This window comes from Streptosporangium pseudovulgare, from assembly GCF_014648055.1.
Taxonomy (GTDB): domain Bacteria; phylum Actinomycetota; class Actinomycetes; order Streptosporangiales; family Streptosporangiaceae; genus Streptosporangium; species Streptosporangium pseudovulgare.
On the sequence record NZ_BMQJ01000002.1, the window covers coordinates 539,712 to 558,728 of the forward strand.

A 19,017-nucleotide genomic window follows, 5' to 3' on the forward strand; every position below is an offset into this window, starting at 1 on the left:
CCCGGGGCGATCCGCGGCGGTCGGCGAAAGGCGTGACCGGCCGTCCCTGGCCGCCCGCGGCGGTCAGCCGGAGGCGAGCCCGGCCGCCCGCTCCCAGGCGCCGGTGTAGCGGGAACTGGTCAGCGAGTAGTCGATGCTCCCGCTGATCCAGAACTCCAGGCCGCGCAGGTAAGCGAGCACCGCCTCGGAGCCGAGCGCCTCCAGCGACGGGCGGGCGGCCACCATGTCGGCGATGGCCCGGTCGCGCATCCCGGCGATCAGCTCCATCGCCCGCTGCCGGGAGCAGCGGCGGTGCCGGGCGAGCACGGTCACCAGGTTGTTGCGGGCGTTGACGCCCTCGTTCTCCTTGGCGTAGGAGATGAGGTCGTTGTCCCAGACGACGACGTCGTTGGCGTGCCCGGTGACCGCGCACACGAGGGGGTGGCGCCATTCGCCGGGGGTGAGGCGGCGGCCGCTGACGATGTCGATGAGCGCGAAGACGGTGAGCATCGCCCCGGTCCGCCGCCGCATGAAGACGTAGTCGGCGAGTGAGGGCACCACCCGGTCCTCGCGGTTGGCGGTCTCCCACACCTGCGCGGACAGGTAGTCCCTGGTGGCGGCGCACCAGCGTTCGAGCTGGTCGGCGTCACCCGCGGCGGCGATCCTCCCCCTGATCTCCAGCAGCGCCCTGGCGAACGCGTCGCCGGGCCGGCCCGCGGGCTCCGGCTCGTCGAGGACCGCGAGGAAGCGGGGCAGCGCGCGGGCGATCTCCGCGGCCCGCCGGTCCGACTCGCAGAAGACGTCGTCGAAGGCGAACAGCCACACGCACCAGTCGGTCACCAGGCGAAGCGCGTCATGGTCGGCATAGGGGTAGGTCCGGGCGCAGAGCCAGCCGTATCTGGCCCGGCGGTAACGTTCCACCATTTCGTCGTCGAGCATCCCGGAGTCGGCAAGCCACTCCAGGGTCTCCTTGTCCGCCTGGTCCGCGTGCGGACTGACCTGGCTGGGGAAGGGGCAGGGAAGCGGAGGGATGCTAAGGGGCCGGGATGCCCGTCGGGCGGTCGTGGTCTCCACCCGTCAAGAATGGACGAACACCGAACGTTTTCCTATACACCCGTAAATACCAACTTCAGGTTTTCGGCCGGTTCTGAAACCATTTCAGATATTCGTCGTTTCCGAACATCCGCGCCGTGTCCACCGCCGACGGGGTGCCCGCGTACGGATCGGCGCCGGCCTCAAGGAGTGCCCGCACCACCTCGGGCTCCTTCTTGAAGACCGCCCCGGCCAGCGGCGTCTGCCCGCGGTCGTTGGGCCTGCCGGGGTCGGCCCCCAGTTCGGCCAGCGCCCGGACGGTCGCCGCGTGACCGTGGTAGGCGGCGAGCATCAGCAGGGTGTCACCTTTGTCGTTGGCCAGGTCGACCGGCACCCCTGCCTCGACGTAGGCCCGGAGCAGGTCGGTCTCCCCCGCTCTGGCCAGGCCGAACAGGCGGGTGGCGAACTCCTCCAGCTCCGGGTCAGGCTGCATGTGCTCCATTCTGCCCCGGTAGGGTGCCCAGTGATCGCCGTGGACGGCGGAATTCACCGGATGCCCCACGGGTTCACCTGAAGAGACGACTGACGAAAGGCTGGACGTACGGTGTCAGACCCGACGGATCTCTACCGGCTCAGCGGTGACCTCCCTGAGCTGACCGATCCGGTGCTGCTCTACCACTTCGACGGTTTCGTGGACGCCGGCGCCGCGGGGCGCCTCGCCGTCGGCCACCTGCTCGCCGAGCTGGAGCACCGGGTCATCGCGACGTTCGACGTGGACCGCCTGCTCGACTACCGCTCCCGGCGGCCGGTGATGACGTTCGACACCGACCGGTGGTCCGGCGTGGAGAGCTCCGAGCTCGTCCTGCGGCTGGTCCACGACACCACCGGCACGCCGTTCCTGCTGCTGTCCGGCCCCGAGCCCGACTTCCAGTGGGAGCTGTTCGTCGCGGCCGTCGGGACGCTGGTCACCCGGCTGGGCGTGGGCACGCTGGTGACCGCGCACGGCATCCCGATGGCGGTGCCGCACACCCGCCCGCTGGGCGTGACGAGCCACGCCACCCGCCCCGAGCTGGTCGCCGGCCGGACCAGCGTCTTCGGCGAGGTGCGGGTGCCGGGCAGCGTCGCCGCGCTGATCGAGTTCCGGCTGGGCGCCGAGGGGCACGACGCCCTGGGGCACGCGGTGCACGTCCCGCACTACCTCGCCCAGGCGGAGTACCCCGCGGCCGCGGTGACCGCCCTGGAGGCGATCACCGGAAGCACCGGCCTGGTGTTCCCGCTGGAGGGCCTGCGCGAGGCCGCGGCCAAGACCGACGTCGAGATCGCCGAGCAGATCGAGGCGTCCACGGAGCTGTCCACCGCCATCAGTGGCCTGGAGCAGCAGTACGACGCCTTCGCCGCCGGTTCCGAACGCGGCAACCTGATCGCCGAGCCGTCCGAGATGCCGACCGGCGACGAGCTCGCCGCCCAGTTCGAGGCGTTCCTCGCCGAGCGGGACGAGCGGCACGGTGACTGACGCGACGGCCGATCCGGCGACCGGCGCGGTGGCCGACGCGGTGACCGACGCGACGGCCGGCCCGGGGGACGGCGCGGCGGCCGGCCTGCGCGTCGGGCTGGTCGGCTACGGCGTGGCCGGGGCGTTCTTCCACGCCCCCCTGATCGCCGCGACGCCGGGCCTGCGCCTGTCGGCGGTGGTGACCGGCAACCCGGAGCGGGCCGCCGAGGTGCGCCGCAGGTACGGCGCGCGGGCGGTGGGCGACGCCGCGGAGCTGTGGGAGGAGAGCGACCTGGTGGTGGTCGCCTCCCCCAACCGCACCCACGTGCCGCTGGCCCGGGCCGCGCTGGAGGCGGGCCTGCCGGTGGTGGTGGACAAGCCGCTGGCCGCGACCGCGGCGGAGGCGCGCGATCTGGCGCGGCTGGCGCGCGAGCGCGGCCTGATGCTGACGGTCTTCCAGAACCGCCGCTGGGACGGCGACTTCCGGACCGTCGAACGGCTGGTCTCCTCCGGCGAGCTCGGCGAGGTCACCCGGCTGGAGTCCCGGTTCGAGCGCTGGCGTCCCGTCCCCAAGGGCGGCTGGCGCGAGACGGGCGGCGCCGAGGAGCTCGGCGGCCTGCTGTACGACCTGGGCAGCCACCTGGTGGACCAGGCCCTGCGGCTGCTCGGCCCGGCCACCGAGGTCTACGCCGAGTCCGACGTGCGCCGTCCGGGCGTCGCCGCCGACGACGACACCTTCGTCGCCCTCACCCACGCGGGCGGCGCCCGCTCCCACCTGTGGGTCAGCTCGGTCGCCCCGATGCTCGGCCCCCGCTTCCGCGTCCTGGGCTCCCGGGCGGGATACGTCAAGCACGGCCTGGACGTGCAGGAGGAGCGCCTGCGCGCGGGCGCCGACCCGGGCTCCCCCGGCTTCGGCGAGGAGCCGGAGGAGCGCTGGGGCGTCCTGGGCACCGACGACGACCACCGCCGGGTCCGCACCGAGCCGGGTGCCTACCTCGACTTCTACCGGGGTGTGGCGGCGTGCCTGCGCGAGGACGCCCCTCCCCCGGTGGACCCGGAGGAGGTCGCCGGAGTCCTCACCATCCTGGAGGCCGCCCGGCGGTCGGCGGCCGAGCGCCGCGTCGTCCCGCTCTGAGGGCCCGGCGGCAAGGCCGGCCCTCCCCGGGCCGAGCCCTCGCCGGCGACCGCCGTACGGCCGCGCCGCCCCCCGGGCGACCCGGCGGACCGGTGGCCGGGCCGCCGGGGACGGCGGGTCAGTCGCGCAGACGTGAGCGCAGGGCCTCGGAGTCGCCGCCGGTCCACCCCTTGGACTCCAGCCACGCCAGCGGGCCGCCGAAGCGGTCGTCCAGGACGCGCAGGAACTGCCGGAGATACTCCGGCCGGGGGCGGTGGTCGTCGGCCGGGCGGGAGTCGAGGTCGTCGCGGTAGGTGGCGCTGGAGCGCAGGCGGGCCAGGATGCCCTCCAGGCGGTCACCGGTGGCGGCGTAGTCGGCGACGATCGCCTCCCGGGTGGCCCCGGCGATCTCCAGGGCCAGGGCGCAGACGACGCCGGTGCGGTCCTTGCCCGCCGCGCAGTGGACGATGGCGGCGCCGTCGTCGTGGGCCATGGCCCGCAGGGCGGCCACCACGGAGTCCGGCCGGTCGCGCAGGTAGCCGTAGTAGAAGCCGGTCACCCGCAGCTCGGCGAGATCCTCCTCCCCCCGCTCCTTCCAGGGCAGAACCCGCGCGCCGTCGATCGTGTCGGCGTCGACGTCGGTGTTCCCGCCGCTCTCGGCGAACAGCGTGAGGTGGTGGATGTTCACCTCGGGGACGGCCGTGAGCGGCCCCGGCCCCTCCAGCGACACCTCGGCGACCGAGCGCAGGTCCACGACGTGGCGCAGCTTCAGCTCGCCGACCAGCAGTTCGACGTCGCGCTCGGTCAGTCCCTGCAGGTTGTCGGACCGGTAGACCCGGCCGAATCGTGTGGTTCCGCCGTCCACCGTCGCGAGCCCGCCGAGGTCGCGCACGTTGACGGCACCTTCAAGATCGATCCATCGCGTCAGCTCATTCATCACCGGGAGCCTATACGGCGGAATATGTCCACGCAGGGAACAACCAACGCCCGTTGTCGTAAATGTCGGACCGCATCCCCGGAGTCCGGACCAACGGGCACGGCCAATATGTTGATCGGGTGCTTTCCGTATCCCTCGACACCGTCCGTGTCTTCCTTCACGTGCTGGCCGCCACCGTTTGGGTCGGCGGGCAGCTCACCCTCGCCTTCCTCGTCCCCTCGCTCCGTACGGCCGGCGAGGGGGTCACCGGCACCGCGGCCCGCGCGTTCAACAGGGTCGCCTGGCCGGCCTTCGCCGTCCTGGCCGCGACCGGCGTCTGGAACATGCTCGCCGTCGACGGCGGCGACCCGGCCTACAAGACCACCCTGCACGTGAAGATGGCGGTCGTGGTGATCTCCGGCGTGACGGCGTTCCTGCACGCCCGCGCCCGGAGCCGGGGCGCGATGGCCGCCTTCGGGGCGCTCAGCGGCCTGTCGGCGCTGGCCGCGCTGTTCCTCGGCGTGCTGCTGGGCTGAGTCGCGGCGACCGGCCGCTCGGCGCGGGGGACGGACGGCCCGTCCCCCGCGCCGCCGCGTTTACAGGCCGACCACGTGGCAGGTGGCCGTGGCGGTCCTGGTCGGGTCGCTCTCGGAGGTGGCCTTCAGGGTGACCGTGGCCAGGCGGCTGCCGCCGTCGGCCCGCACCGCGTTGACGGTCACCGCGGTCCGGTCGCCGAAGTCCGCGGTCGCGAGCGCGTTGGGCAGCGAGGCCGTCCAGCCGCGGCCCTGGACGGTGGCCGACAGCCGGTAGACGTCGCCGCCGAGGTAGGCGCGCACGTCCTCGGGGTGCCCGGCGCCGGTCCCCGCGGCCCGGCCGGTGTTGAACAGCGGGAACCGGCAGCTCGACAGGCCCTTGCCGGCCGGGACGCCGGCGGCCGGGAGCAGCCGCACGCCGCGCCGCTGCGGTCCCGCGCCGTCCAGGGAGCGGACCGCGACCTTGTAGGACAGGACGCCCGCCGCGTCACGGCGCAGGTCGAGGACGTAGAAGTGGAGCCGGTTGGCCTCGTCCACGTACTCGAACTCCGAGCCGGAACCGGTGCCCGCGTGGAACAGCGCGTCCGACAGCTGGCGGTAGTCGCCGATCGTGATGGGCACGGCGGTGCCGTCGGGCAGAACGTAGTCGGTCATGCCGATGTCCTGCGGGTTGGCGTCGACGACCCACTCGAACGGCGCGCGGTCGGCGTTCTTGGTCTTGGCCAGCAGCACGCCCGAGTCGGGGGTGAAGGAGTCGGCGCCCATCCGGTCGACGACCTCGACGGTGTAGTTGTCGTAGCCGCCGCCGTCGCACATCGGATCCTTCGCGACGTCGCAGGCCGGGGCGCGGTCGCCGTCGCCGAAGGCGATGTTGACCCCGGACAGGCCCTTCGGCCCCGGCTGCGCCACCCGGGCGGTCACCTCGGCGATGACCACGCCCGAGTCGGCGAGCGCCCCGCGCGACAGGCGCAGCACGTTGCGCTCGTCCACCATCTCCAGCTTGATCTTGTTGCGGAGCATGTGCTGGGCGCCCATGGAGCCGCCCCCGGTGGCCGGGATCAGCCAGCGGCTGTGCGGCCCGCCGGGGCCGTTGAAGCTGCCGCGGCTGAGCATCTCCCAGATGCCGGTGTAGGCGCGCCGCGGCGGCACGCCGAAGGGGTTGTTGTAGTTGTCGCCGATACCGAGGATGTGGCTGAGCTCGTGGGCGTAGACGCCCTGGCCGGAGCTCTCGGCCTGGGTGGACGACCCGCCCCCGGCGTTGGGCCAGATGGAGGCGGCCGAGGCCCAGGAGGTCCAGTCGACGTAGCGGGTGTCGGCCCAGTTGGGCAGGCCCGGGTCGGGCGGGCCGAAGTCGTCGGTCACCGCCTCCTTCGTCGGGAACTTCATCTGGCCGAACTCCTGCCAGGTGGACGACTCGTCCTGGCCGGCGCTCAGGAAGAAGACGAAGTCGAACCCTGCGGGCACCTCGGCGCCCTCGGCGGCGGCCCAGGCCGCCTTCCCGTCGGTCCGGATGTTCCGGTCGCAGGTGTCGCCGGCCGGGCAGGCGCCGCCGCCCTGGAACTCCATGCCGTACTCGTGCGCCTTGCCGGGCATCCGGTAGGGGCCGAAGGCCGTCAGGTCGACGCCGTAACGACCGCCGGAGTCCTCCATCCAGTACTCGTGGATGGTGTGGCCGCGGTTGAGCGGGCCGGGGGTGTTGAGGAAGTCCTTGTAGAACCCGGCGACCTTCTCGCGCGGGATGTCGTGCGCCTCCGCGCTGGGGTTGCCGAAGACGGTCGAGCCCTGGGGCCGGGTGACCACGAACGACTGGTCGGGGTAGTCGAGCAGGACCAGCGCGCCGCGGAAGGTCCGCTTGGACCCCTTGACCGCGGGATTCGCCCAGTCGACGCCCGGGGGCCTGGTGTAGTCGGCCCACGTCATGTGGTCCGGGTTCTTCCAGTTCTGCGGGTCGATCGGGGCGGGGAGGCCGGGCTTGGCGCGCAGCGCGGTCGTGGAACCGGCGGGGGCGTCCTGCTGCCAGGGCTGGGTCCGGGGCCACTGGTTCAGGCGCCAGGGGGTCGCGGGGTCGGCGGCGGAGGTGACGCGGGCGGCGGCCTGGCCGGCGGGGTCGGCCGAGGCCGGGGCGGAGGCGAGGCCGACCGGGATCAGCACCGCCGCCGCCACGAACGCTTTGAACAACCGTGGGGGGTGAGTCACGACAGACGACGCTATAGACCGCTCCGCCGTAGATCAACGGTCAGCCGCCCTCGCCCTTCTCACACCCGAGCGGCCCGCCGCCCTCGTCCCCTCTCTCACGCGAGCGGCCCGCCGCCCCGGAGGGAGGACGGCGGGCCGCCGCCGCACCTTCGGTTCCCAGGAGGGTGCGACGTCTCAGCGGGGTCACCCGGACCGGACCGCGTTCACGATCACGGCCAGGAAGACCAGTGTGACCGCCCCGGCCAGCGCCATGCCGCGGACCGCCGACCACGCCGCCGACTTCGCGTCCGTGATCTTCGCCGCGGCCTCGGCCGCCGCGCTCACCGCCTTGCCCCATCCGAGCCAGGCGTCCACCGTCCGCTGGAACCGCCGGCCGACGAAGAACACGACCGTCGCGACCAGGACGAGGATCAGGACCCGACCGTCCGAACTCTCCACGGAGAAACCCCCAACCGGGACAAGCATGGGTAAGTTACTTTGCGTATTCTATCGGCTACACAAACGACAGGGAAGGCTCTCTCCGCGTCTCCGCCCTCTCCCGCGCCGGGAACCGCCGTGATCCTCCGGGAGGTTTCTGGCAGAGTGACAACGGCCAACCCCCCAGCGAGGACGCGACGATGACCAACCCCTACCAGAGCCAGGACCCGCAGCCCGGTTACGGCCACTACGCCCAGGGCGGTTACACCCACCAGAGCGGTTACGCCCAGGGCGGCCACACCCAGGACCCGTACCAGGCCGGGCAGCCGTACGGCCAGGGCGGCCACACCCAGGACCCGTACCAGGCCGGGCAGCCGTACGGCCAGGGCGGCCACACCCAGGACCCGGGGCCTCACTCCCCCGGCCAGACCCCCTACACCCCCGGCCAGTACGCCCCGCCCGCCTACCGGCAGCCGGCCCCTCCGCCCGGAGGCACGCGGAAGGGGTTCTTCGCCCGCCTCTTCGACCTGAGCTTCGACCACTACGTCACGACGAGCATCATCAAGGTGATCTTCGTCATCCTCGTGGTGATCGAGGTCCTCTGGGCGCTCTCCACGGTGGCCCTCGCCTTCGACACCGGCCCGGAGAGCGGCGTGATCGCCCTGTTCCTCGCGCCGATCGGGCTGTTCCTCGCCATCCTGCTGACCCGCGTGTGGATGGAGCTGCTGGTGGTCATCTTCAAGATCAAGGAGGATCTGGGCGCCATCCGCGACCGCGGCGGCCTTTAGAGGGGTCCCGCCCCGCCGGGAAGGCGGCCTTCAGAAGGGTCCCGCACCGCCGGGAAGGGGGGTCCCGGCGGGGCGCCCGCCGCGCGGGCCGTCCGGGTGACCCGCGGGGAATCCGCCCCGGGCCGCGTGCCGGGGTCAGAGGACCCGCAGCGCCAGCAGGCAGACGTCGTCGGTCGCGTGTTCCTCCCCGAGCTCCCGCAGGACGCAGACGAGGTTCTTCTCCGGGTCCGCATCGGCGCAGCGCCCGGCGGCGTCGAGCATCGCGTTCAGGCCGATGTCCAGGCTGCGGCTGCGGTGCTCCACGACGCCGTCGGTGTACAGCAGCAGCAGGTCGCCCCGGGCGAGCTGCGTCGTGGTCAGGGTGTAGTCCATGTCCTCGAACGCGCCGAGCATGGTGCCGTTGCTGGTCTCCAGGAAGACGGCCTTGCCGTCGCGGACGAGGACGGGCGGCAGGTGACCGGCCGAGACCCACTCCAGGACGCGGGTGGCGGGGGTGAAGTGCCCGATGACGGCGGTGCCGGTGACGGTGATGTTCTGGTTGGCGTGGAAGGCGAGCTCGTTGAGCCACCTGGCGAGCCGGTCGGCCGGGGCGCCGGTGTAGGCGAGGCCGGCCAGGCCGCTGCGCATCTGGGCCATCAGGCTGACGGCGCTCAGGCCGTGGCCCATGGCGTCGCCGATGGCCACCAGCACCCGGCCGTCGGGCAGCGGGCGCGCCTTGAACCAGTCTCCGCCGAGGCGTTCGAGCTCGCCGCTGGGTGAGTACCTCACGCCCATGCGCAGGCCGGGCAGGTCGAACACGCCGTGGTGGGTGGGCATGATCGTGTCCTGGAGGGCGAGCGCCACCCGGTGCTCCTCCTCGGCCCGGTGCCTGGCCTGGTGCGTCTGGTCGCGGGCCTCGGCCAGCGCCCGTTCCCGGCGGCGGTTCGCGGTGACGTCCTGGGCCATGGCGCGGACGGCGAACGGGAAGCCGGATCCGTCGAGCACCGGCTCGGCGGCCAGGCGCACGTGCCGGATGCCGTGCCGCTGCTGGACGCGGAACTCGTGCTCGACCGACTCCCGGTGCTCCAGCAGGGTGCGCACCACCTCCTCCACGGCGCCCAGGTCCTCCTCCACGACCGTTTCGGGGAGCTGCTCGAACGGCAGGGGCCCCTCCGCCGCGTCCCGGCCGAACATCTCGTACATCGGGAGGGTCCAGATGGTCCGGCCGCTGGCCAGGTTCCACTCGGCCCAGCCCAGACCGGCGATCCGCTGGGCGCGTTCCCAGCCGGTGATGAGGCGCTCCTCCTCGTCCAGTTCCTGCCAGGTGAGCAGGATCCCGTCCACGACCCGGCTCGCCCGGACGCTGATCGAGCGCGGCCACAGCCGGTCGTTCCTGGCCTCGATGTACTCGAACGGTCCCCGCTGGAACGATTCCCCCGTCTCGAAGACCCGGATGCACTCCTCCAGCAGCCCGGCGCGCATCACCCCCGGGGCGAACTCCAGGAGCCGGCGCCCCCGGAAGACCTCTAGGGGGCGGCCGGTGACGTCCTCACCGCCCTCCGTGGTCGCGACGACGATGAAGTCCACCAGCCGGCCCGTCTCGTCGGTGACCGGGCTCAGGTACATGGCGCACAGCGACATCGCCTCCATGACGGGGGCCGCCCACTCCGGCGCGGTCACCCGCGGCGTCTCCGGCGGCTCCCCGGCCCGTTCGTCCACGGACCGGGCGACCTCCAGCAGGTCCACCCCGCTCTCGTGCGACAGCCGGGCCAGGTGGGCCGCGGCCTCCTCCGGCCGCACGTTCATCCGTACGGCGAGGCGGCACGTCACCTGGTCGAGGATCGCCGCCCGGCGCATGCGCCTCCTGATCAGCTCGATCCTCTCGCGCACCAGCGCCTGGGCGGCGGCCCGGCGTTCGCCGTCCCCCTGGTCGGGAATCGCCATTCCACCTCCCGGGTCCGATTCCCAGCCTGTCGCCAGGATGGCCATGAAGAGGGTGGACGAACTTACAGATAGCCCCCCAATAACTCCTCAGCGTCAAATGATGTTTTTTACTGACAAAAGAACTCCGATGTGCCCGGCCGCGCTCACCCGCGGGTCCCGTGCCTCCGTCGCGCCGGACGCGCAGGTCCCGGGCGGTTCGCACGGCCGCTCCCCCCGCTCCGGAGCAGCCGTGTGCGAATCTTGACACGCTCCCGCAACAAGCCCGTTATGTCCAAGGGTTGACCTTGAACGGCGATATGCGGGACCCTCCGTGAGGGTCCCGCACCCGTCTCCCCCGGAGCGACCGATGAACAACCCATCCTCTCCCGTACTCGTTGGACGCACCTCTGAGCTGCGGATTCTGATCGAGGCGATGGCCCGCCCGCCGGCCGTGGTGCTGGTGGAGGGAGAGGCGGGCATCGGGAAGACCCGGCTGGTCCACGCCGCGCTGGACCGTCTCGTGTCCGGCGACCGGCCCGTCCTTCTCGGCTACTGCCACCAGATCCGCGAGCCCTTCCCGTACGGCCCCGTGGTGGAGGCGCTCCGCGAGGTCGCGGGCCGGTTGCCGGCGGCCGAGGCCCTCAACCCGGTCACCGGCGCGCTCCGCGACTACCTGCCTGAACTGTCGCACGTGCTCCCGCCGTCGCCGCCGCGCCTGAACGATCCGCGGGCCGAGCGGCACCGGCTGTTCCGCGCGATGCGCGCCCTGCTGGCGGCCGTCGGACCGGCCCTGCTCGTGATCGAGGACCTGCACTGGGCCGACGACGGGACGCGGGAGCTGCTGCGTTTCCTCGCCGACCAGCCACCCGAGGGGCTGACGGTGGTGGCGACCTACCGGCGGGAGGACCTGAGCACGCCGGGGCTGCCGCTCGGCCGTACCTACCGGCGTCCGCCCGGCACGACGAGCCTGGTGATACCGCTGCGGCCACTGGACGCCCCGGAGGTGAACAGCCTGGCCTGCGCGCTGCTGAACCGTCCCGACCTGCCGCCCGCGTTCGTCGCGCGACTGCACGAGCGCACGGCGGGCATACCGTTCGTGGTGGAGGAGGTCGTCCGTTCCCTGCCCGACGCCGAGGGGCCCGACGCGCTGGACCGCGCCGGGGTGCCACTGCTGCTGCGGGAGGCGATGGCCGAGCGGATGGCCGCCCTGTCCCCGGCGGCGGTGAGCGCCGTACAGGCGGCGGCGGTGCTGCGGCTCCCGGTGGGCGAGCAGCTGATCACCACGGTCGGCGGGGACTCCGCAGGACTGGGCCAGGCCCTGCGCGCCGGCGTGCTCCACGAGCATCCCGGCGGCCGTTACGGCTTCCGCCACGCCCTCGCCCAGCAGGCCGTGTACGACGCGATCCCGGGCCCGGACCGGCGTCTGGCGCACGAGCGCGCGATGGCCGCGCTCGCGGAGGTGACCCCTCCGCCGCTGGTCCAGCTGGCCTTCCACTCCCGGCAGGCGGGGGACATCGGCGCCTGGCTGCGCCACGGCAGGGCGGCCGCCGACCAGGCCGCCGCGCTCGGCGACACCGCCCTGGCGATCGAGGTGCTCGACGGCATGCTCGCCGATCCCGACCTGCCCGAACCCGACCGCGGTCCTCTGTCGCTGGCGCTGAGCCGCCTGGATACGACCGGGCTGTCACACCAGCGGGTGGAGCGGCTGATGCGCCGCCTGCTGCGGGACGACTTCCTCTCCCGCGAGGTGCGCGGCGAGGCGCGACTCAACCTCGGCATGGTGCTGTGCAACCAGGGGGGCGACAGCTCCACCGGACGCCCCGAGATCCTGGCCGCCGTCGCCGAACTGCACGACCGGCCGGCGCTGGCCGCCCGTGGCTTGGCCGGCCTCGCGATGCCGGAATGGGGGACCGAGTCGCTGGCGACGCACGCGGAGTGGATGGCCCGCGCCGAGGAGCTCATCGCGACCGCCGACGACCCTGGGCTGGCGGCCGCCGTCCTGGTCAACCGGGTCGCGTTCCAGATGTCGATCGGCTCCCCGGACGCGTTCACCGTCGCCGCCACGCTGCCCGTCGCCGACCCGTCCACGGCGGTCCGGCGGGAGGTCGCCCGCGGCTACTGCAACCTTCACGACTCGGCGACCACGCTGGGCCACTACGCCGCGGCGGAGGCGTTCGGCAGACGGGGGCAGCAGCTGGCCGCGGAGAGCGGGGTGTTGTACCCCGCCCACACCGTCCAGGTCTCGACGACCCGCAGGCGGTGGCTGACCGGCCAGTGGGAGGGACTCCGCGACCAGGCGATCGCCCTGGTGGAGCTGTCCACGGAGGCGCCGGACGCCTGGCTGGTCCTGGGATCGCTCGCCCTGGCCACCGGCGATTGGGAGGAGGCCCGCAGGTACCTGTACAACGCCGGTATGGACGCGCCGGACGCGAGATATGTACCGGTCGCCGTGGCCGCCGCGGGCGGCCTGATCGAGCTGCACCTCGCCCGCGGCGCGCTGGAGCACGCGGTCACGGAGGCCGTGCAGGCGGTCGCCCGGCTGCGCCGCAAGGGGGTATGGGTCTGGGGCGCCTACCTGGTCCCCTCCGCCGTCACCGCGCTCGCCCGGGCCGGGCGCGTCCAGGAGGGGGCCGAACTGGTGGCCGAGTTCGCCGACGGGATCGCCGGCCGTCTCGCCCCCGCCGCGCACGCCGCCCTCGACCACGCCCGGGGCGCGCTGGCCGCCGACCGGCGGCCGGCCGAGGCCGCGGACTTCTTCGCCCGCGCCCGGGAGGCGTACGAGGCCCTGCCCCAGCCCTACACGGCGGCGCGGGTGGGCGAGAGCGAGGCGCGCGCCAGGCTCGCCCTCGGCGACCGCTCCGCCGCCCCGGTCCTCGCCGAGCTGGCGGAGCGATTCGGCGCGCTCGGCGCCACCCACGACGCCGCGCGCTGCCGGCGCGCGCTGCGCGACCTCGGCGTGGAGTCCCCGCTGCCACGGGGCCGCAAGGGCGGCGCCGGACCGTTGTCGCCGCGGGAGAAGGAGGTGGCCCGGCTCGTCGCGCTCGGCCGGACCAACCGGGAGATCGCCGACGTCCTGTTCCTGTCGACGCGCACGGTCGAGACCCATGTCGCCACCGTGCTGCGCAAGCTCGGCCTGCGGTCGCGCACCGAGGTCGCCCCGCCTGTCTGAACACACGCCCGGTCCGCGCGCCGGGGTCGCCCCGCCCGTCTGAACGTACGCGCCCGGCCCGCGCACCGGGGTCGTCCCGCCCGGCACCGGAGACGGCACCGGCCCGGAGACGACGCGGCCCCGGAGACGACGGGGCCCCCGGGGCCGATCGCTCGGTCCCGGGGGCGTCTTCCGTTCGTGGGCCGGACACTCAGACGGTGATGCTCCACCAGTCGAGTTTGCCGGTGTCTCCCGGATACAGGTCGTCGACCTCCAGGACCCACTGTCCGGCCGCCCGCTGAGCGACCGGGACCGTGTAGGTCCGCGTGCCGTACGGGGTGCAGACGTAGCCGCCGCTGGCCTGGAGCGGATACCACAGCCCGTTCGGGCCGCGGAGCCACAGTTGGAGGTCCTCGGCGCAGGGGTGGTTCATCGTGACGGTCACCTTGACGGGCGACGCCGCCGAGCCGGTCGCGGTGGAGGTGATCGGGCTCAGGACGGTGCCGTAGTCGTAGACGGTGTAGTCGGTGTCGTTGCGGAACGTGCGGCCACCCGAGGCGCCCTGCACGGTCAGCGTGTACGTCGAGGTGCGGGTGGCGGCCTCACCGGTGCCGGTCACCGTCACCTGGTAGGTGCCGGAGGGCGTCGCGGCCGTGGTGGCGATGGTGAGGGTGGACGAGCCGCCCGAGGTCACCGACGCCGGGTTGAAGCCGGCCGTGGCGCCGGTGGGCAGACCCGACGCGGACAGGCTGACCGTCTGCGCGGTGCCCGCCGTGGTGGCGGTGGAGACCGTGGCGGTGGCCGCCTGGCCCGCCTGGACCGTCCCCGAGGACGGGTTCATGGAGATCGAGAAGTCACGGCTCGTGGTGGTGCCCGTCGCGAGCTTCCAGATCGCGTACGCCGAGGCGTCGGCGGCCCGGTCCAGGACGGTGTCGTTGATGTTGCTCGTGGTGTCGCACGACTGGTGGTAGCAGGGGTCGTACGCCCGGCCCGCCGTGCCGCCCCACTTGGCGGCCTGGGCCGAGGTCTTGGTGGCGCTGGCGCCGGCCGCCACGCCGGAGGTGGCGATCCCCGCGTTGCGGAACGGCGCGTCGTCGGACCGGTTGGCGCCCTCGGTGTTCTCCTCGGGCTGGAGGTTCAGGCCGTCGTAGAAGGCCTTGAGGTGCTGGGCCGCCTCGGTGTTGATGTTGTTGATGAAGTAGCCGCCGTTGGTCGAGGCCACCATGTCGTAGTTGTGGTAGACCTTGATCTTGCTGCGCTCGGTGGAGCTGAGCGAGTTGACGTAGAACTGGGCGCCGTTGAGGCCCTGCTCCTCGTCGGTCCACCAGCCGAACCGCACGTGCTTGGCCATCGTCGGGTTCTTCGCCGCCAGTGTCAGCGCGACCTCCAGCAGCGCCGACGAGCCCGAGCCGTTGTCGTTGATGCCCGGACCGGCCGAGACGCTGTCCAGGTGCGCTCCGGCCATGACGACCTGGCCCGCGTCACCGCCGGGCCAGTCGGCGATCAGGTTCGGCCCGGCCCCGGAGGTGCAGACGGAGGTGCAGGACTGCCGCACCACGGTGTAGCCGGCGGCGGTGAGCTTCTGCTCGATGTAGGACACCGACGCGGTGTAGCCGGCGCCCGTGGACCTGCGGGTACCGCCGTTGGCGGTGGCGATGCTCTGGAGCTGCTGCAGGTGGGTCTTGACGTTGGCGAGGCTGATGTCCGGCGGGTCGGTCGGGGCGGGCCCCCCGTTGCCGACCGTCAGGGTGTAGGACGCCGTGTGCGTGCCCGACGTGGCGGAACCGGTGACCGTGACGGTGTACGTCCCGGCCGGCGTCGACCCGGCGGTGCCGATGGTCATGGTGGAGGTGCCGCCCGAGGTCACCGACGCCGGGCTGAAGCTCGCGGTGGCGCCCGCCGGCAGGCCGGAGGCGGTGAGGGTGACCGTCTGCGCGCTGCCCGAGACGGTCTGCGTGCCGACGGTCGAGGTGACCTGCTGACCGGGCTGCGCCGTGCCCGCGGCGGGGCTCAGCGTCAGGGAGAAGTCGTTGCCCGTCGCGGCGCAGGTCGGCTCACCGGTCTGCACCGGCACGCTGACCGCGTTCCAGGCCGCCTTGGTGGCGGCGCACTCGGGGCTGCCATCGCCGTACAGCTCGACCGCCGCCGACAGCGACGCCAGCCTGGCGTTGGTGTACTTCCAGGTCGAGGTCTTGCGCATCAGCGCGCCCATGAAGATCTTTCCGGCCTTCTGGAGGCCGATGCCGGTGACCGAGGAGGGCCCGCCGGAGCAGATCGGGCTGTTCGGCTTGCCGCCGCCCGGCGCGGAACCCTCGGCCAGCAGGTAGAACCAGTGGTTGAACGGGCCGGCCGCCGCGTGCACCTCGGTGCTCGGGATCGAGGAGGACCAGCAGTTGGGGTCGCCCACCTTGGACGGGTCGTACATGTACCGGATCGGGCCCTCGCCGACGAGGTTCACCTTCTCGCCGACCTCGTAGTCCGGCGGGTCGTTCGGGTTGTTGGCGTAGGCCTCGGTGAGCGCGCCGAAGACGTCGCCGACGGCCTCGTTGATGCCGCCGTTCTCGTTGCCGGAGCCGGTGCCGCCGGGGGTGTTCTGGAAGACGGCGTGGCCGAACTCGTGGGCCACCACGTCGATCGACGTGGCCTGGCGCTGGTTGTCCTGCGTGTGGCCGAAGTTGGTGGTGCTGCCGTCCCAGTAGGCGTTGACGTCACTGAGCCCGACCTTGGTCGGGAAGCCGCCGCCACTGCCGTTGATGCCGTTGCGACCGAGCCAGTCGCGCAGCATGTCCCATTCCTTCTGCACCGAGTAGAGCGCGTCCACACACGCGGTCTCCAGGTTCGTCCCGGAGCCGTTGCCCCAGGCGTCGTCGGTGCCGGTGTAGGCCGAGCCGTTCTGCCCGCCGCAGCGGATGCCGCTGCGGGTCGGGTCGGTCATCGAGTACGAGCTGCCGGAGCCGCTCGTGGAGATGGTGACCTGGCCGTAGTAGTAGCCGTTCCCGGTGCCCGCCCGCACCTCGTCGTAGGCGTCGGCGATCTCGCCGGTGCGCGCGTCGACGAACACGTGCTGCTTGCTCGGCTTGCCGCCGGCGATTCCGGAGACCAGGGCCTCCCAGGCGAGGCGCGGCTTGGCGCCCCAGGCCAGGACCACCAGGCGCGGGTCGGCGCTGTCGTCGACCCGGGTCAGCCGGCTCTTCGCCTTGGCGCGGGCGTCCTCGGCGGTCACCTTCGGCGAGGTCGTCACCTTCGGGGTGACGCCGGAGGCCGCCGCGGTGTCGCGCACCTTCCCCGCGGAGTCGGTGATCACGACCGCGTCGCCGCCCACCACGGGCAGCCCTTTGTAGGTGCGCTCGTAGACGACGGAGTACATGCCTTCGGAGCCCGGCATCACGGCGGTGCGCCGGTAGGCCTCGTCGGGCCCCTTGCGCAGCTCGTCCAGACCGCTCGCGACGGCCTGGTCGGCGGCGGCCACGGCGAGCTGGGGCGGGTCGGCGAAGGAGCGGACATGGAGGGAGCGGGCATTGTCGGCCGGCTTCGGGGAGGGTTTGGCGGCCGCCGGTGAGGAGGGTGCCACCGCGGCCACCACGGCCAGGCCGAGGGTGGCCGCGAGTACGGCTCTGCGTCTCACGCGTGTTCCTTTCGAACGGTCTCCCGCACCGCGTCCGCCCGCGCGCGGGCAGGGGGGAGGGCGGCGGCTCCGCAGACCGGGATCACCCGGCGGCGGGCACGGCGGGAGACGAGGGGGGTGAGGAGGCGAGGGGGCGGCGGGGTGCGGTGCCCCCGTTTCGTGACGTTAGATCCGCGCTCAGGCGCCGAACATCCGTAGCGACATCCGTATGCCTACCGAAAAAGCGGCCGGGGAACGGCGGCGGGTGGAGGGCGGGAACCATCGGGCCGGGGAGAATCCGTACCGGCCGGCCGGTGCGGTCCCGGCGGCGGAAGCCGTACGCTCTCGTCATGCTGAACACCCGCTACGCGCGTTCCGGAATGGTCTGCACCGTCGATCACCTCGCCTCCGGCGCGGGTGTGGCCATGCTGGAGCGAGGAGGTTCGGCGGCCGACGCGGCGATCGCGGCCAACGCCGTGCTGGCGGTGACCGCGCCGCACATGTGCGGGCTGGGCGGTGACCTGTTCGCGCTCGTCCACGACGGCCCCGGGGCCCCGGCCGCGCTCAACGCCTCCGGCCGGGCCGGTTCCGGAGCGGACCCGGACCGGCTGCGCGCCGAGGGGCACGAGCAGATGCCGCACCGCGGGGACATCCGCTCCGTCCCGGTGCCCGGCTGCGCCGACGGCTGGCTGGCCCTGCACGAGCGGTACGGCAGGCTGACCATGCCCGAGGTGCTGGCGCCCGCGATCGAGCACGCCCTCGCCGGGTTCCCCGCCTCCCCGCTGATGGTGCCGTCCCTGGAGACGGTCGCTCCCCTGCACCACGACTTCGCCGCCGCCCGCCGTACCGGGGACCTGATCAGGCGGCCCGGCGTGGCGCGGGCGCTGGAGGCCCTCGCCGAGGGGCGCGAGGGGTTCTACCTCGGCGAGTTCGGCGAGGGACTGATCGCCCTCGGCGGGGGCGAGTACACCGAGGACGACCTGGCCAGGGAGAACGCCGACTGGGTCGAACCGCTCAGGATCCGCGCGCTGGGCCACGACGTGTGGACCGCGCCGCCGAACTCCCAGGGTTACCTGCTGCTGCTCGCGCTGGCCATCGCCGAGGAGCTCGACCTGCCCGCCGACCCGGCCGACCCCCTCTGGGCGCACCTGCTGGTGGAGGCCGCGCGGATGGCCGGGCACGACCGGCCCGACGTGCTGTTCGAGGACTGCTCCGTCGAGGAGGCGCTCGCCTCGGCCGCCGAGCGCCGGAGGATGATCGACCGGGACAAGAGGGTCACGGTGCGCGACCTCACCTCCTCCGGCGACACCACCTACCTGTGCGCGGTGGACGGCGAGGGCATGGGCGTCTCGCTGATCCAGTCCAACGCCTCCGGCTTCGGCAGCCTCGTCTTCGAGCCGAACACCGGCATCAACCTGCAGAACCGCGGCATCGGCTTCTCCCTGAAGCCCGGGCACCCCGCCGAGTACGGCCCCGGCCGCCGCCCGCCGCACACCCTCGTCCCCGCGCTGGTCACCCGGACCGACGGGTCGCTGCGCTCGGTGGTGGGCACCATGGGCGGCGACGCCCAGCCGCAGATCCTGCTGCAGATCATCACCCGCCTGCTGGTCCACGACCAGGCGCCGGGACAGGCGATCGCCGCCGCCCGCTGGCGGCTGGCCTCAGGCGGCACCGGCTTCGACACCTGGCTCGCCCCCGACCACGCGACGGTCGAGGTGGAGGAGGGCGCCCCGTGGAGCGGGGGCCTGGGCGAGCGCGGCCACCCCGTCCGCTCCGCGCCGTACGGCTCGTCGTTCGGCCACGCCCACCTGATCGACGTGCTGCCCTCGGGCATCCTCGCCGGCGCGGCGGACCCGCGCTCGATCATCGGGGCCGCCGCGGGCCTCTGACCGCGGC

At 73.2% G+C, this 19,017-nt stretch carries 13 protein-coding genes; 6 read left to right on the forward strand and 7 right to left on the reverse strand.

From position 1 onward, the window contains the following. Positions 1-63: 63 nt before the first annotated feature. Positions 64-1,053: a 4-epi-cubebol synthase gene (locus tag IEZ10_RS06170; protein WP_373287374.1), complete on the reverse strand. Its 990-nt coding sequence runs from the start codon at positions 1,051-1,053 to the stop codon at positions 64-66. Between the two features lie 55 nt (positions 1,054-1,108). After that, positions 1,109-1,513 carry an ankyrin repeat domain-containing protein gene (locus IEZ10_RS06175; protein ID WP_189245468.1) on the reverse strand — a complete coding sequence of 135 codons (405 nt, stop codon included), beginning with the start codon at positions 1,511-1,513 and terminating at the stop codon, positions 1,109-1,111. 102 nt (positions 1,514-1,615) lie between these two features. On the opposite strand from IEZ10_RS06175, the gene IEZ10_RS06180 reads away from it, so the two are divergent. Continuing rightward, positions 1,616-2,524, forward strand: coding sequence for a proteasome assembly chaperone family protein (locus IEZ10_RS06180; RefSeq protein WP_189245469.1), 909 nt, complete (start codon positions 1,616-1,618; stop codon positions 2,522-2,524). A 28-nt stretch (positions 2,525-2,552) separates the two neighbouring features. Continuing rightward, positions 2,553-3,638 (forward strand): Gfo/Idh/MocA family protein, encoded by a 1,086-nt coding sequence (locus tag IEZ10_RS06185; protein ID WP_373287379.1) that lies wholly within the window; start codon positions 2,553-2,555, stop codon positions 3,636-3,638. 118 nt (positions 3,639-3,756) lie between these two features. Here IEZ10_RS06185 and IEZ10_RS06190 read toward each other — a convergent pair whose 3' ends face one another. Then, on the reverse strand, positions 3,757-4,554 hold the full coding sequence (locus IEZ10_RS06190) for a tyrosine-protein phosphatase (protein ID WP_189245470.1): 798 nt from the start codon (positions 4,552-4,554) through the stop codon (positions 3,757-3,759). A 119-nt stretch (positions 4,555-4,673) separates the two neighbouring features. Between IEZ10_RS06190 and IEZ10_RS06195 the strand changes: the two genes are divergently transcribed. After that, a complete protein-coding gene (locus IEZ10_RS06195) occupies positions 4,674-5,069 on the forward strand; it encodes a hypothetical protein (protein WP_189245471.1) in 396 nt (131 codons plus the stop codon). 60 nt (positions 5,070-5,129) lie between these two features. Here IEZ10_RS06195 and IEZ10_RS06200 read toward each other — a convergent pair whose 3' ends face one another. After that, positions 5,130-7,262: a M6 family metalloprotease domain-containing protein gene (locus tag IEZ10_RS06200; protein WP_229810994.1), complete on the reverse strand. Its 2,133-nt coding sequence runs from the start codon at positions 7,260-7,262 to the stop codon at positions 5,130-5,132. Positions 7,263-7,445: 183 nt separating this feature from the next. Then, complete coding sequence (locus tag IEZ10_RS06205) at positions 7,446-7,700, reverse strand: hypothetical protein (RefSeq protein WP_189245472.1); 255 nt, start codon at positions 7,698-7,700, stop codon at positions 7,446-7,448. Between the two features lie 179 nt (positions 7,701-7,879). Here IEZ10_RS06205 and IEZ10_RS39810 point away from each other — a divergent pair, with 179 nt between their 5' ends. Continuing rightward, a complete protein-coding gene (locus IEZ10_RS39810; RefSeq protein ID WP_189245473.1) occupies positions 7,880-8,467 on the forward strand; it encodes a DUF4282 domain-containing protein in 588 nt (195 codons plus the stop codon). Positions 8,468-8,602: 135 nt separating this feature from the next. Here IEZ10_RS39810 and IEZ10_RS06215 read toward each other — a convergent pair whose 3' ends face one another. Continuing rightward, on the reverse strand, positions 8,603-10,390 hold the full coding sequence (locus tag IEZ10_RS06215) for a PP2C family protein-serine/threonine phosphatase (RefSeq protein WP_189245474.1): 1,788 nt from the start codon (positions 10,388-10,390) through the stop codon (positions 8,603-8,605). A gap of 346 nt (positions 10,391-10,736) precedes the next feature. On the opposite strand from IEZ10_RS06215, the gene IEZ10_RS06220 reads away from it, so the two are divergent. After that, positions 10,737-13,538, forward strand: a complete 2,802-nt coding sequence (locus IEZ10_RS06220) for a helix-turn-helix transcriptional regulator (RefSeq protein ID WP_189245475.1) — start codon at positions 10,737-10,739, stop codon at positions 13,536-13,538. Positions 13,539-13,728: 190 nt separating this feature from the next. Here the strand turns inward: IEZ10_RS06220 and IEZ10_RS06225 are convergent, their stop codons facing one another. After that, complete coding sequence (locus IEZ10_RS06225) at positions 13,729-17,142, reverse strand: M28 family peptidase (protein ID WP_189245476.1); 3,414 nt, start codon at positions 17,140-17,142, stop codon at positions 13,729-13,731. A gap of 329 nt (positions 17,143-17,471) precedes the next feature. Here IEZ10_RS06225 and IEZ10_RS06230 point away from each other — a divergent pair, with 329 nt between their 5' ends. After that, positions 17,472-19,010, forward strand: a complete 1,539-nt coding sequence (locus tag IEZ10_RS06230; protein ID WP_189245477.1) for a gamma-glutamyltransferase family protein — start codon at positions 17,472-17,474, stop codon at positions 19,008-19,010. The last annotated feature ends 7 nt before the right edge of the window (positions 19,011-19,017 follow it).